The 13799-nt window shown below is 74.0% G+C and carries 15 protein-coding genes; 7 read left to right on the top strand and 8 right to left on the bottom strand.

Features of this window, described 5'->3' with window-relative positions:
- Positions 1–121: 121 nt before the first annotated feature.
- Positions 122–997 (bottom strand): cyclase family protein, encoded by an 876-nt coding sequence (locus K353_RS21725; protein ID WP_111555220.1) that lies wholly within the window; start codon positions 995–997, stop codon positions 122–124.
- Complete coding sequence (locus K353_RS21730) at positions 994–2610, bottom strand: FAD-dependent oxidoreductase (protein ID WP_111555221.1); 1617 nt, start codon at positions 2608–2610, stop codon at positions 994–996. The genes K353_RS21725 and K353_RS21730 overlap by 4 nt, the downstream gene beginning before the upstream one ends.
- 70 nt (positions 2611–2680) lie before the next feature.
- On the opposite strand from K353_RS21730, the gene K353_RS21735 reads away from it, so the two are divergent.
- From K353_RS21735 to K353_RS21760, 5 genes are all read left to right on the top strand, one after another.
- The gene (locus K353_RS21735) at positions 2681–3121 is read left to right on the top strand and encodes a MarR family winged helix-turn-helix transcriptional regulator (protein WP_111555222.1); all 441 of its coding nucleotides are present in this window, start codon (positions 2681–2683) and stop codon (positions 3119–3121) included.
- A 271-nt stretch (positions 3122–3392) separates the two neighbouring features.
- A complete protein-coding gene (locus K353_RS21740) occupies positions 3393–3641 on the top strand; it encodes a hypothetical protein (RefSeq protein WP_111555223.1) in 249 nt (82 codons plus the stop codon).
- A 42-nt stretch (positions 3642–3683) separates the two neighbouring features.
- Entirely contained in the window at positions 3684–4271 is a 588-nt protein-coding gene (locus K353_RS21745; protein ID WP_111555224.1) for a GNAT family N-acetyltransferase, read from the top strand.
- A 339-nt stretch (positions 4272–4610) separates the two neighbouring features.
- A complete protein-coding gene (locus K353_RS21755) occupies positions 4611–4967 on the top strand; it encodes a hypothetical protein (RefSeq protein ID WP_111555226.1) in 357 nt (118 codons plus the stop codon).
- Between the two features lie 513 nt (positions 4968–5480).
- Entirely contained in the window at positions 5481–6011 is a 531-nt protein-coding gene (locus K353_RS21760; RefSeq protein ID WP_111555227.1) for a hypothetical protein, read from the top strand.
- 11 nt (positions 6012–6022) lie between these two features.
- Here K353_RS21760 and K353_RS21765 read toward each other — a convergent pair whose 3' ends face one another.
- The gene (locus K353_RS21765) at positions 6023–6241 is read right to left on the bottom strand and encodes a hypothetical protein (protein ID WP_370447629.1); all 219 of its coding nucleotides are present in this window, start codon (positions 6239–6241) and stop codon (positions 6023–6025) included.
- 343 nt (positions 6242–6584) lie between these two features.
- On the opposite strand from K353_RS21765, the gene K353_RS34905 reads away from it, so the two are divergent.
- Complete coding sequence (locus tag K353_RS34905; RefSeq protein WP_111555229.1) at positions 6585–6911, top strand: co-chaperone YbbN; 327 nt, start codon at positions 6585–6587, stop codon at positions 6909–6911.
- 296 nt (positions 6912–7207) lie between these two features.
- On the opposite strand, the gene K353_RS21775 is transcribed toward K353_RS34905, so the two are convergent.
- Positions 7208–8728, bottom strand: coding sequence for an MFS transporter (locus K353_RS21775; RefSeq protein WP_111555313.1), 1521 nt, complete (start codon positions 8726–8728; stop codon positions 7208–7210).
- Between the two features lie 8 nt (positions 8729–8736).
- Positions 8737–9429, bottom strand: coding sequence for a TetR/AcrR family transcriptional regulator (locus K353_RS21780; RefSeq protein WP_111555230.1), 693 nt, complete (start codon positions 9427–9429; stop codon positions 8737–8739).
- A 244-nt stretch (positions 9430–9673) separates the two neighbouring features.
- On the opposite strand from K353_RS21780, the gene K353_RS21785 reads away from it, so the two are divergent.
- Positions 9674–10504, top strand: a complete 831-nt coding sequence (locus K353_RS21785; protein ID WP_111555231.1) for an aldo/keto reductase — start codon at positions 9674–9676, stop codon at positions 10502–10504.
- Positions 10505–10650: 146 nt separating this feature from the next.
- On the opposite strand, the gene K353_RS21790 is transcribed toward K353_RS21785, so the two are convergent.
- The 3 genes from K353_RS21790 to K353_RS21800 form a co-directional block, all read right to left on the bottom strand.
- The gene (locus tag K353_RS21790) at positions 10651–10848 is read right to left on the bottom strand and encodes a hypothetical protein (protein ID WP_111555232.1); all 198 of its coding nucleotides are present in this window, start codon (positions 10846–10848) and stop codon (positions 10651–10653) included.
- Positions 10845–11444 carry a hypothetical protein gene (locus tag K353_RS21795; RefSeq protein ID WP_146616537.1) on the bottom strand — a complete coding sequence of 200 codons (600 nt, stop codon included), beginning with the start codon at positions 11442–11444 and terminating at the stop codon, positions 10845–10847. The genes K353_RS21790 and K353_RS21795 overlap by 4 nt, the downstream gene beginning before the upstream one ends.
- A 74-nt stretch (positions 11445–11518) precedes the next feature.
- The gene (locus K353_RS21800; RefSeq protein ID WP_233533733.1) at positions 11519–13756 is read right to left on the bottom strand and encodes a hypothetical protein; all 2238 of its coding nucleotides are present in this window, start codon (positions 13754–13756) and stop codon (positions 11519–11521) included.
- Between the last annotated feature and the right edge of the window lie 43 nt (positions 13757–13799).

Here is a 13799-nt window from a genome sequence, read left to right on the forward strand (position 1 = left end):
TCACCTCGCGGCCCGTCCGCCGAGCCCCGGCAGCGGCCCGACGGGGCGGCGGGGCGGCGGGGCGCGGCAGCCCGCCGCCACCACCACCGCCACCGCCACCGCCCGCGGTCCGCCCGTCGGCTCAGAAGACGGCGATCGGATTGACGGCGAGCCCGGTGGTGCCGGTGATGCGCGGTGGTGCCAGGACCAGCATGAAACTCCAGCGGTTCGACGCCTCGCAGTGCCGGGCGAGTGGTTCGAGGTCGGCGACGTCGACCAGGGGGAGGCCCAGCCGGGCGAGGGCGACCTGGTGCACGGGCATGGGGGGCCGTGCCGGGCGGGCGTCGCTGATGTCGCCGACGTAGACGCTCGCGCCCCGCTCGTCCAGCCACCGCACGGCGCTGAGGTCCAGGCCGGGCACGGGTTGGTCGAAGGGGCGGTTGATGTCCCATCCGCCGCGCACCGCGACGGCGTCCCCGGCGGACAGCGGCGTGCCCGCCCGTTCGAGGGCGGCGTCGAGGTCGGCGCCGGTGACGCGCCGGTCGGCGGGCAGCCGACCGCCCCCGGGCGCGAGGTCGAGGAGGACCGCGCGGGTCACGACGCCCTCGCCGAACGGGTCGGCCGAGCCGTGCGTCACGCCGGTCGGCGTCACCGCGGCGTGCACCGGCACGCCGGGGTAGACGTGTCCGTCGACGGGCATGTGCGCGACGGCGTCCAGGTGCGTCACGTCCGCGTTGTGCGTGTTGACGAGGAGGCTGTCGGTCATCGCCAGGGGCTGCGCGCCGTTGAAGTTCACGGCCTGGAGGACGCCGGCCGGCATGACGGCCGGGCTGCCGACGGGGCTGAGTCCGGTGGTGAGCGGCACCGGTGCGGTGCGGCGGGCCAGGCTGACGTGGAGTCCTTCGTGCACCTCCGCCGCGGCCCGCCGCCGCGCCGCCGCGTCGATCAGGTGCAGCGTGCCCAGCTGGTCGTCGTCGCCCCAGCGCCCCCAGTTGGTGGGGAGTCCCGTCTCGTTCACTTCGCGGCTCCGTCCCGGGTCGACAGGCACGTGGCGGTCAGCCGGTCGAGGGCGGCGAGGAGCTCGGCGTCCCCGGTGCCGCGCGCGCTGAGGTAGCCGTCGGGGCGGACGAGGAGCCAGTCGCCTCCGGTGGCGGCCAGCGTGTCCCCGACCCGGCCGTCGGGGTCCCACACGCCGCGGGTCCCGCCGTCCGGGTGCGGCCGGCTGCGGCTGACGGTGATCCTGTCCAGCCAGGACGGCAGCGGCTCGGCCGTCGCGGCGCCGTGGTCCCGACCGGCGGCGTCCTCGCTCCCCGCGAAGACGAGGAGGTGCCAGGCCGGGGTCCTGAGCAGCCCGCGCAGGGCCGTCCAGCCGGGTGACTGCGCGTCGGCGGCGGAGACCTGGGTGAGCCGCTGGCCGGGCCGCGGACCCGCGTCCGGCCCGTCGCCGGGCACCGTCAGCGGGCTGTCGGGGTAGGCGATGCCGAGTCCGGACATGTTCCGGATGAGTCGGCGCATGAAGTCGCGATCGGCCGCCCGGGCGTCGTGGGGGGTCGTCGGGGTGTCGACCATGGCCGTGTTCATGACCTCTCCGGTGGAGGCGAGCAGGGCCCGGCCGATGGGAACGCGCTCGGCGTCGTAGGTGTCGAGCAGGGCGGTGCCGGCGTGGCCGTGCAGGACCATGGCCAGCTTCCACGCCAGGTTGTACGCGTCCTGGATGCCGGTGTTGAGGCCCTGCCCGGAGGCGGGCGAGTGGACGTGGGCGGCGTCACCGGAGACGAAGCACCGTCCGACGTGCATCGCGGGCACCGCGCGCTGCTGGATGGTGAACTTCGACGCCCAGGTGGGGGTGTCCACGACCGTGTCGCGCCCCAGGGCCCGGGACAGCTTGCCGCCGAACTGCCGGGCGATCTGCGCGGGTTGCCCGGCGTCCCCCTCGCCGGTGGTGTCCAGCAGCCGCCACTTGCCCGGGTCCGGGAAGGGGAACAGCATCAGCGCGCCGCCCGGGGGGAAGAGCCAGTGCAGGCCGTCCCGCTCCAGATCGGTGTGCACGACCGCGTCGGCGATCAGCCAGGTGTGCGCGGTCTCCCCCGCGAGCGGCAGCCCGAGAGCCTTGCGGACGGTCGAGCGTCCGCCGTCGCAGCCCCACAGGTACCGCGCACGCACGGTCTCGCGCCCGGCGGAGGGGCCGGCGCCGCTGTGCAGCACGGCGGTGACGGCGTCGTCGTCCTGCTGGAACGACTCCAGCCGGGTGTCCCACTCCACCGCGACTCCGGCCGCGGCGGCGTGCCCGCGCAGCACGCGTTCGGTGATCACCTGGTCGACGTTGAACATGTACGGGAACCGGGTCGCCAGGCCGTCGAAGTCGTAGTCGACCCGGGACGTGCGGTCGGCCTGGTGGCGGATGAACCCGTTGACCCTCGTCCCGTGCGGAGCGATGTCGCCGAGGACTCCCACCTGGTCGTAGATCTCCAGGCTGCGGGCGTGCGTGCCCAGCGCGCGGCTGGTGGTGGCCGGACCGGCCGCGGCGTCCACCAGGCGCACCGAGACGCCCGCGCGGGCCAGTTGCAGGGCCGCCGTGAGTCCGACCGGGCCGGCCCCCGCGACGAGGACGTCGACGTCATAACTTGTCATCGCAAGCAAACCCCCTGTGTCAGCAAAGCTGACACAGCAACGTATCCCCCGATCGAGAGGAACGCAAGCAATGGACACCGGAGAACACGCGGACGCGAACCTGCCGCTGCTCCACCTCCTGCAACGAGGTGTCCGCTGGTTCTCCGACGAACTGCTGGAACGCCTGGAAGCCGCGGGCGTGGACCCCATCACGCCGGCCCACGCGACCGTGCTCGCCCACCTGGACCGCGAGACGTCGCTGAGCGTCGCCGAACTGGCCCGCCGCGCCGGCGTCACCCGCCAGACGATGCACCGCGCCGTCACCCAACTCCTCGCCGAGGGCCTCCTGGCCAGCACCCCCGGGCCGGGGTTCCCGCGCAGCACCCTCATCGGCCTGACCGACGCGGGAAGCCTGCGCCGCGACGCCGCGTTGGGAATCCTCCACGACCTGGAACAGGTGCTCGGCAGCCGACTGGGGCCCGCGGCCCTGACGGAGTTGCGCGACGGTCTGACGCGGGCGTGGCCGCGGTGAAGCGGGCGCGGGCGCGGGCACGGTGAAGCGGGTGCGGGCGGCGCGGTCGGTCGGCGTCCGGAATCGAAAACCTCCCTTCGGCCATGCCTCGCCCCGGAACCGCCCGGGTTGAGCGAGCGATGCGAACCCGGCCAGGATGCGGGGCCATGGACAACGTGGAAGCCGTCAACTCCCCTGCCGGGGAATCGGGTTCGCTGTCGGACGCGCCACCGGGGCAGCTGGCCGCCTCGCGGGCGCCCGGGGCCGCGGAGGAGGCCGGGAGGTCCGCCGCTTGACCACCCCACCGGGAACGCCGGGCCGGCACCGGCGCCCGGCACCCGAGCCCGGCGTCCCGCCGGAGGCCGCCGAACTGCACCTGCGGGCGATCGCGGCCGGTCGGCCGGTCGAGGAGGTCGGGGTGTTCACCGCCGACGGGGTCGCGTTCCGGTACCGGGCGGAGTACCTCCCCGACGGCCGCACCCTGCGCTCCCTGGTGCGCCTGGACAGCGCACTCCCGTTCCCGCCGCCCGACCCGCACTGAGGCCCCGCCCGTCCGCTGCCCACCGCCCGAGGGAGACCCCCGATGACACCGCCCCCCGTCCACCCCGCCCACCCCGTCCGCCCGGTCCGCCCGGTCCGCCCCGTCCGCCCTGCCGTGCCCGAGGACGCCGAGGAGTTGCTGCGCCTGCGCGTCGACGTCCTGACCGGGCAGGCGGCCACCGACGCCTGGCGCGCCACCTTCCTGGCCGACATGCAGGCCCGTCTCGGCACCGACCCGCACCTGCTCGCGTACGTGGCCGACGCCGGGGACGGCGGCGACGGCGGGAACGGCGGTGACGGCGGTGACGGCACGCTGGCGGCGTGCGCGATCGGGGTCGTCTACCAGGGCTACAACGGTCCCTCCTACCCCGACGGCCGGTGGGGGCGGATCCACACCGTCGTCACCGATCCGCGCCACCGGCGCCAGGGCCTGGCGGAGGCCGTCACCCGGGCCCTGGTCGGCGCGCTCCAGGAACGGGGCTGCTCCTCGGTCGAGTTGATCGCCACCCCGGAGGGCCTGCCGCTGTACCGGAAGCTCGGCTTCGACCCCGCCGCCCACTACCTGACGCTGCGCCACCCCCCGGCGGCGCCCGGCACCGCCCGGACCGCGGCGGCGGGAGGGGCGGCGTGAGGCGGCGCCGACCCGGGGCGGCCCCGGTGGACGGGTCGTCCCCGAGCGAGCGGCTGCTGTTCGGCGGCCCGATGCGCTACGACGGCGGGTTCGTCCGCCACGAGGAGACCACCGCGCAGGCCGGCCTGTGGACGGTGGCCCGGCAGATCCCCGGGATGCTGCGCCTGGCGTGGGTGCTTGCCTGGCGGGGGTGGTCCTCGCCGAGGTCGGCCGGGCCGGCGCGGCGGCGCTGTCCCTGGTCGCCGTCAACGCCGCCCTGGGGCACCTGTTCGCCGCCGCCGGTGCGGCCGGTGCGCTCCGTACGGTGCCGCCGCCGGGGCCGGTGCCGTCCTCGCGGCGGTGTCCTCCTGGGGAGCCGACCGGCTCAGCCCCCGGATCCAGCGCACGGCGACCGTCACCCTGCTGGAGCGGGCCCAGCGGGTGGAGCTGGCCTCGATGGAGGACCCGGAGTTCAACCGCCTGCTGGAGTCCGCCCGGTTCGGCATCAACTCGGTCCACCGGCTGACCACCGAGTCGGTCGCGGTGCTCAGCACCCTGCTCTCCATGGCCGCCACCGGCGGCGTGCTGTTCACCCTATCCCCGGTGCTGCTGCCGCTGCTCGTGCTGATCGCGGCCCCCGCGCGTGGGGCGCGACCGTCACCGCCCGGCGGCGGCACCGGGTGTGGGCGGCCACGGCGGACCGGACCGATCAGGTAGCGCGGTGAGAGGCGGCGTCCCGGCCCGGTCGCACGGCGGGCGCGTCCGGACGGCGGGCGAGTCCGGACGGCGGGCGCGTCCGGACGGCGGTGTCGACCGGCGGTGTCGACCGGCGGCGTCGGGACAGGCCGGGAGCCGCCGCACCGACAGGCGGGGCGCGCGGGTGGGCGGGCGCCGCTTTCTCGCGCCGGGCCGCGTCCCGCCGCGCCACCTCACCAGCCACAGGAGTGGCCGTGCTGCTCGTTCGGGTCGGGAGGCGTTGCGGCCCCGAGGGCCGCGGTCGATGGTGGTCCCGTTCCGGGAAGGGAGGCGGACCTGCTCGCCGTCGCGGATCCGACCACGCCGTCCGCGCGGGCTCCCTGCTCCGCCCGGGTCACCTCCGGCGGCAGCTTCCCCGACGGGCACCGGCCCGGCGGCGTCCTCCGGCACCGCCCGCCCGAGCCGTCCGCCCGAGCCGTCCGCCCGAGCCGGACACCCGCACCACGACCCGCACCTGGAAGGGCAGGAATCCCCATGAACCGCCACCTCCGCGCGGCCGCCCGCACCGCGGCCGCCCTCCTGCTGGTGGGCGTCCCCGCCGCGCTGGCGACGCCCGCCGCCCACGCCGACCCGGTCCTGATGGTCTGCGCCGGGACCGGGACGCAGACCTACCAGCCCGGCATCACCCTCACCACCAGGCCGACCACCGTCACCAACACCTCCGACCTCACCACCTGCGCGGGCGGCCCGGTCACCTCCGGCCACCACCGCTTCGGGCCCTTCGCCACCACCGCCAGCTGCCTGTACACCCCGCCGGCCGGCCCCGACGCCTTCGACCTCACCTGGAACGACGGCACCACCAGTCACTACGAGGGGACGTACGCCGTCCTCACCACCGGCGGACAGCTCGTCGTCACCAGCACGGGCACCGTCACCTCCGGCCGCTTCGCGGGCAAGGCGCTCCAGGAGGTCGTCGCCTACACCGCGCCCGACCTCCTCCAGTGCGCCACCCCGCAGGGGGTCACCAGCGTCTCCGGCCCGATCACCGTCACCGTCGCCGGCTGACCGCACCGCCGCTACGGGGCGTCGGCGGAGTCGATCCGGTCGACGACGGTGAGGTGGCGGCGCTCGTCGAGGCGGCCGAGGTCGCCGGTGTGCACCCAGCCGTCGCGCAGGACCTGCGCGGCCGGTTCGGGGTTCTTCCCGTAGCCCGCCGTCACGCCCTCGGCGCGGGCGCAGAGCTCGCCGACCTGCCCGGTGGGGAGGGCGGTGCCGGGCCCGTCGCGGATCTCCACCTCCACCCCGGCCTCGAACTGGCCGTGGCCCTGCTGGAGGACCGGTCCGAAGCGGCGGACGGCCTCGGCGATGCGCGCCCAGCAGGTTCACCGCGTACCGCGCCGCCGGCGTCTCCGGGACGTTCCCGCGATCGCCTCGCCCGCCGCGGGGGCTGCCCATCGCTCGTCCCCGTTCCGCCCCATTCGGCGTGATCGCACCTGTCGCCGCCGGAACGGGCCCCGGTACGTTGGGCGGCAGCCGGTGCGGGTCGGCAGGCCGACTCGCGCGAACCGGCCCGCCGTACCCGCCGGTTGGGGAGGGCTCCCCGGCCGTTCCGCCCCGCGCCGTCACCAGGAGACCACCGTGGCAGCAGCACCCCTGGACGTCACCGACGCCACCTTCGCCGACCAGGTCCTGGGCGTGCCGGGCCCGGTGCTGGTGCACTTCTGGGCCGAGTGGGCCGGCCCCTGCAAGATGATCAAGGCGGACGTCGACGCACTCGCCACCGACTACGCCGGCCGCCTCACCGTCGCCCGGCACAACATCGACCAGAACCCCGAGACCCCGCCCCGGCAGAACGTCACGGGTGTTCCCACGCTGATCGTCTACAAGAAGGGCGTCGAGGTCGCCCGCAAGATCGGGGCCGTCAGCAAGGGCCAGTTGATCGAGTTCGTCGAGGCCAACCTGTAGCGCGGGCCGCGCCCACGGCCTCCCGGCGGTCGACTGCCGCCCCTACGCCACCCCTCCCCGCAGCGCCCGGCCGCCGCCCCGGCCTGACGGTGGCCGGGGCGGCGCAGGTGCGAGCCCCGCCGTCCCGCCGCTACCCGGGAGCGGGCGGGACGGCGCGGCGACGGGACCGGCGGATGCGTGAACTCGTGCTGCCCGCCCACGCGTTCCAGTGCGCGTTCGGCGGCTGCGCCGGGATGCCGGGCCCGAGCGCGGTCGGGCTGGAGGCGGGAGGCCGCGCACGTGCGGTGGCGGCCGGCTCAGTGGACGACGGTCAGCACCGGGCCCTCCTGGTCCGCGCCGTCGTGGTGGGGGGACCTGCCCTGGTGGCCGGTGTTGATCAGGGTGAACGCGGTGGCCGAGGCCAGGGCGAGGATGCCGGCCGCCCACCAGATGGCGGTGGAGAAGCCGTGGACCATGGCCTGGAGTTGGAGCAGGTGCCCGGCGGCGGGCGTCGTCGCCTCGCGGGCGTGGTCGGCGGCGTAGTCGGCGGTGGCGCTGGCGGCCAGGGTGGACAGCAGGGCGGTGCCGATCGCGCCGCCGATCTGCTGCGAGGTGTTGACCATGGCGGAGGCCACGCCCGCGTCCTGCGGCTTGACGCCGCGGGTGGCCAGGCTCATGGCGGGCATGAAGGCGGTGCCCATGCCCAGGCCCATCAGGAACAGCCCCGGCAGCAGCACGGCCGCGTACGAGCTGTCGACCTTGATCTGGGCGAGGATCACCAGCGCGCCGGAGGCGAGCAGGAAGCCGGGGCCCATCAGGAAGCGGGGGGCGACCTTGGTCATCAGACGGGCGCCGATCTGGGTGGAGCCGGTCATCATGCCGGCCACCATCGGCAGGAAGGCGACGCCGGAGATCACCGGGCTGTAGTCCAACACCACCTGGAGGTAGTACGTCAGGAACAGGAACAGCCCGAACATGCCCACCACGGCCATGCCCAGCGAGAGGTAGGCGCCGCCCCGGTTGCGGTCGAGCACCACCCGCAGCGGCAGCAGCGGCGCCTTCACCCGCTGCTGGACGACGACGAGCAGGGTCAGCAGCACGGCCGCCGCGACGAACAGGGTGACGGTCGTCGCCGACCCCCACCCGTCGCTCTCGGCGCGGCTGAACGCCCACACCAGCGAGGCCAGGCCGCCGGAGGCGAGCAGCGCTCCCGGCAGGTCCAGCCGGGCCTCGTTGTGGCTGCCGGCCGGCTCGCGGACCTCCATCAGGGTGCCGGCGATCGCCACCGCGGCGATGAGGACGTTGACCAGCAGCGTCCAGCGCCAGTTCGCGTACTCGGTCAGCACGCCGCCCAGCAGCAGGCCCACGGCCGCGCCGCCGCCCGAGATGGCGCCGTAGACGCCGAACGCCTTGGCCCGCTCCTTGCCCTCGGTGAACATCACCGTGAGCAGGGACAGCGCGGCGGGCGCCAGCAGCGCGCCGAACACGCCCTGCAGCGCGCGGGCGCCCAGCAGCATGCCGGTGTTGACCGCGGCCCCGCCCAGCGCGGACGCCAGGGCGAAGCCGACCAGCCCGGTCAGGAAGGCCCGCCGGCGGCCCCACTTGTCCGCGATCCGGCCGCCCAGGAGCAGCAGCCCGCCGAACGCCAGCGCGTACGCGGTGACGACCCACTGGCGGTTCCCGTCGGAGAAGTGCAGGGCGCGCTGCGCCGAGGGCAGCGCGATGTTCACGATGGTGCCGTCGAGCACCACCATCAGCTGGGCCAGGCAGATGAACACCAGCGCCTTCCAGCGCCGTGGGTCGAGGGGGGCCGTCGCGGCGGCCGTCGGGGAGGACATCAGGGAGATCACCTGTCGTATCGGGTCGGGGAGGGGGCGGGAGTGGAACCGGGGGCGGGGGCCGGTGCGACCGGCGGCGGGGCGGTGGCCAGCGGCAGGATCACCTCGTGGATCACCCGCAGGGCGAACGCGTGGTCCGGGGGCGTGCCGTGCAGCAGCACGCGCTGGAAGACCAGGGCCGGGAGCAGGCCGGCGATGAGTTCGAGGTCGCGCTCGGGGGGGACCTCCCCCCGGTCGACCGCACGCCGGAGGACGGTGGTGAACACCTGGCGGCGGGACTTCTCGAAGTGCCGGTGGAACACCTCGCGCAGCCCGGTGTCCTGGAGCACGGCGGAGATCAGCCCGACCATCACCCGGGTCTCGAAGACGTTCCCGGTCTCCGTGAACGCGCGGGCGATCTCCTCCAGGTCGCCGCGCAGCGAACCGGTGTCCGGTTCCGCCAGCGGGCCCTTGAGGCGCTCGATGGCGTCGACGACCAGCTCCGCCTTGCCGGACCAGCGGCGGTACACCGCGCCCTTGCCGGCGTGCGCGCGGGCCGCCACCGCGTCGATCGACAGGCGTTCGTAGCCGATCTCGGCCAGCAGTTCCAGCGCGGCCCGGCACAGTTCGTCGTCCCGGGACGGGTCCCGGGGGCGCCCGCCGCGGTGGTCCGCTCGCTGCGCCGCGGCGCCGTCGGTGCCGGGGTCCACGGGAAGGTCCACCGGTCCGCCTCCTCAATCGGTACGCATCAGTTCCGGAACGGAATCGTACCGCATTTCCGGGAGGCGGCCGGACCCGTTCCGCGGGGGCGGCCGGACCCGTCCCGCCTCCGCCGGCCTCCGCCGCGCAGGCGGGTGAAACCGGGCTTCGACGGGTCGCCGCCGCGGGTACGCCCACGGGGACACCGCGACCGCCCGCCCCGACCCGGGAGCCGGCGGCGCGGGACGACCGACAAGGAGCGGACTCGTGACCAGTGCCCCCGTGCACGCGCTGAACGACGGTACGAAGCTTCCCGGGGTGGGCCTGGGCACCTACCCGCTGGACGACGAGGCGGCGGAACGGGCCGTCGCCGGCGCGCTGGAGACCGGCTACCGGTTGGTCGACACCGCTGTGAACTACGGCAACGAGACCGGCGTCGGGCGGGGCCTGGCCCGCTCCGGCGTGCCCCGGCAGGACGTGGTGGTGACGACCAAGCTCCCCGGACGCCACCACGGCTACCAGGAGACGCTGGCGTCGTTCGAGGAGTCCCGGCGCCGGCTCGGCCTGGAGTACGTGGACCTCTACCTCATCCACTGGCCGCTGCCCCGGGTGGACAGGTACGTGGACTCCTGGCGGGCGATGATCAAGCTCCGGGACGACGGCCTGGTCCGCTCGATCGGCGTCTCCAACTTCACCGCCGAGCACCTGGAGCGCCTGCACCGGGAGACCGGCGTCCTGCCGTCGGTCAACCAGGTCGAACTCCACCCGCTGCTGCCGCAGGACGAACTGCGGGCCGTCCACGCGCGGTTGGGCGTCCGCACCGAGAGCTGGAGCCCGCTCGGCCGCGGCTCGGCACTGCTCGACGACCCCGCCGTCGGCGCGGTGGCCCGCGCGCACGGCGTGACCCCCGCGCAGGCCGTGCTGCGCTGGCACACCCAGCTCGACGCGACCCCGATCCCCAAGTCCGCGGACCCCGGACGCCAGCGCGCCAACCTGGACCTCTTCGGCTTCGAGCTGACCGCCGAGGAGATGACCCGGATCGCCGACCGGCCGCACGAGCGGCTGGGCGGCGACCCCGACTCCCACGAGGAGTTCTGACCCCCGGCGGCGGCATCCCGGCGGTGCTCCGGAGCGCTCTGGTCGACGGCTCCGGCGGCCATGTCGCGGGTGAGGGTGCGCTGCCGACCCGCAATGGAGCGCGTCCTCCGGCTGGCGCGGTCCCGTCGCCGGGGCCAATGGCCACGCTACGGTTCGGGTCGGTGGGCCCGAGTCTCCTGGACACCGTGCTGGAAGAGGTACTCGACCTCGTCCGGCGCGCAGTGTATTCGGGCCTGCCGCCAAGCGCTGTCGAAGTCGAACGGGAAGCGGCTGAGCCGCTGGAGGCGGAGTGCCCGCAGGGTCGTGAGCGGGGCGAGCAGGACCCGCCACAGGGCCGCCCTCATTCGGCCCGTCCGTCCGGGGCGGCCCGGTCAGACGGCGCAGTGGCCGCCTTCAGGGCTTCGACGGAGTGCTGAAGCAGGACTCGCATGGCCTCGTGCCGGGTCTCCAGGTCCTTGAACCCGGCACCGACCGCCTCCCACTGCTCGAGTAAGGGGTACCACCAGGCGTTGCAGGATCTGATCGCGCGTGAGAGCCGTTGCAGGTCGGCTACCTGAGCGTTGTCCGGGAGCGCGGAGGTCCGCTCGATGCGGTCGAGCACGACGAGATCCGGATGGTCGTAGAGAGCTGTCTTGAGAAACTCCAGCCGCCTGATCCGTTCGGCGTCGGCTCGCCGGACGGCCAGGTTTTCCACCGCGCTGGGCGACAGCCGCAGGGCGAACTTCGCGCTGATCAGACGGTAGTGCGGAGAACGCTGCCCGTCGGACGAACCGAGTACGGCGTTGAGGGTGTCCTCGGCTCCGAGCAGGTCGTCCGGCAGCAGCCCGGCGGTCACTTCCGTGGCGGCGGCACGAAGGTCGCTGCGTACCTGCTCCGCCAGATTGGCTCGGCGCCGCAGGGCGGGCCGCCAGACCAGGGTGAAGGTCGCCTCGAACGGCACGCCCGTAATGGCGCTGGGCAGTCGGCACGGCTGCGGGCCCGCAGAGGTGTGCGCGGCCCGCTGCCACGGCCACCTCATCGAGGGGTACCGTCAGTCGCGAAGAGCTTGCGGAACGGGGCGCTGACCAGGTGCTGGTAGAAGTCCTCAGCGATGTTGACGCCCTGCGCAGTGACGGAGCCAGTGAGCGCCTGCATCAGGTCCATCCCGGCCTGGAACATCCGGTGCCCGCGTAGTGGTTCGAGCAACTGGTCGCGGAGCTGCACGTAACTGTCGGAGTCGGATTCGTTCGAGCAAGAGAGAATCCAGTCGGTGATCCGGGGGATGGTCTCGACTGCGGTGTCCGGGCTGCCGAGCAACTCCGTCAAGGCCCGCTGGACGTCAATCTCCAGGGGGTCGGCTGACAGCAGCCACGGCAGCCCCGGGCTGTCCACCGACACCGACATCAGGGCGAGGAAGGCCAGGCTCCCGCTCCGGGACGAGCCCTTCGTCTGCTGCCAGGTTCGGACCTCGGCTGCCAGCCGAGCCCGACCAGCGGGTTGGTCGGCCAACTCCTTGAAGGCCGTGAGCACGCTCTGCCGGACGGCCGGGTCCGTGGTCCTCTGCGCCACCCGCCGCAGCCGGACGAAAGCCATTTTCGCGGCGGCGGCGCCAACCTCCGGGTCCGCCAGGACGAGACGGCAGGTGGAGACCACGGTGGGCGCGTTGCCGCCCGTGTCGGCCCACTGGTAGAGCGCGGCCCACACGAGGCGTCCGACATGCTCGTCGTTCACTGCGGTCCGCAGGACGGCGCCGAGCAGCGCCGGTTCGGTCGACTCCGCCAGCTTGTTGAGGTGTTCCCTCGTGCCGTGACGCAGGGCCAGGGACGCGAGCGTCCGGACCACCGGGTCCGTGGGATCGGGCCGGGCGGCAAGCTTCGCGAGCCAACCGAGCAGCGGCGTCCGCATGGTCTCGTAGTTGTCCCAGACATACTCGAGCACGGCCCGCCCGTAGGCCGGTCGGTCGAAGAGCACCACATCACGCCCGTCGACCGTGGCACCGACATCCTGGATCCGGCGCCGCAGGCCGCGGGCAGCGAAGGCAGTCTGAGTAGCCGTCCCTACCGTCTGGCCGCTGTCCGTCGACTCCACCGCGGCCTGCAACTGCCGGGCTCCGGCGGCTACGGCGGACACCGGCGCGGACTGCCGTACCGCCAAGGCGACCAGCAAGTAGCGGTCTTCGAGCGCCAACGACCGATCGGTCCTGCCACTGGGGACGGTGCGCTCCCCGAAGAGCTGGTCCAGTTCCCCGCGCCAGTCCGACAGGGCGTCGAGCACGCGTTCCTCGAACGTCTTCGCCGCATCCTGGTCCGCTACATTCCGCAGCAGGGCAGGGGCCTGCCGGTGCAGCCGGTGCTCCTCCCAGACCGAGACGATCCGGTGCGCCGCCCGTACCGCTGCCACGGCGTTCAGGCCGCTCAGTTGGTCCAGCGCCTGCTGGGAGGCCCTGATCTCCCTGGCCAGCTCGTAGTGGCCTTCGGCTTCGAGATGGGCATCCACCACCGATCCGGCGGCGGGGGGATCTGTTAGCCGGAGCACCTGCACACCAGGACGGGAGGCCAAACCCGGTGCGTCCCAGAGTTCCTGAGGAACCGTCAGAACCAGGTGGGACCGGCAGTTGGCGAGGTGCTCGGCATGCTTTCCGAGCGAGGTGACGAAGTCGGCCGAGACCCGGTCGGTGTCCGGGTCCTTCAGGTCGAGCTGGAACGCGTGTCGCGGCTCCAGGGGGAGCCGGGTCCGGCTGGGCGAGTTCCAGTCCGCTTGCAGCTTGACCAGCGTGGTGCTCGATGAGGTGTGTTCGGCCAGCAGCCGCAGCGCGAAGGTGGTGGCACCGATCGAGCGGGGAGCGACGACGACAAGGACGGATGCCCGCAACTCCTCGGTGGCCGGGTCGAGAGCTTCCTGCCAGGCATCCGTCCACGCGTCACGGACGTACGGTTCCTCCAGGAGGACATCCCGGTCCAATTCCTCGCCCTCGAGGACATCGCGCTTGCGGGTCTCCAGGATCAACTGTTCGATATAACCGGCAGCGACGTCGACTTGGCCGTGGAAATGCGTCACGGGGCCAGCGGACGTGCGGACGCCCGGAGCTGCCTCCGGGGCGGTGTGCTGCTCCGGGGCCTCCCCGGTTGGGGCCGGCGGGGCGTCGGGCTGCTCCGAACGATGGTCCTGCCGCGGCTGCACCAAATTCGGCAGCCAGGAATCGAGTTCTCGGCCTCTGGGCTCCTCGTCGTTCGGCTCGTCAGCGGACCGTGACGGATAGGGGAGGTCGGACACGGGCTTCTCCTTTGTACGGACGCGACGGATGAGGTGTGCCGAC

Origin of the sequence: Kitasatospora sp. SolWspMP-SS2h (assembly GCF_003259315.1) — a bacterium.
In the GTDB taxonomy this organism is placed as follows: domain Bacteria; phylum Actinomycetota; class Actinomycetes; order Streptomycetales; family Streptomycetaceae; genus Kitasatospora; species Kitasatospora fiedleri.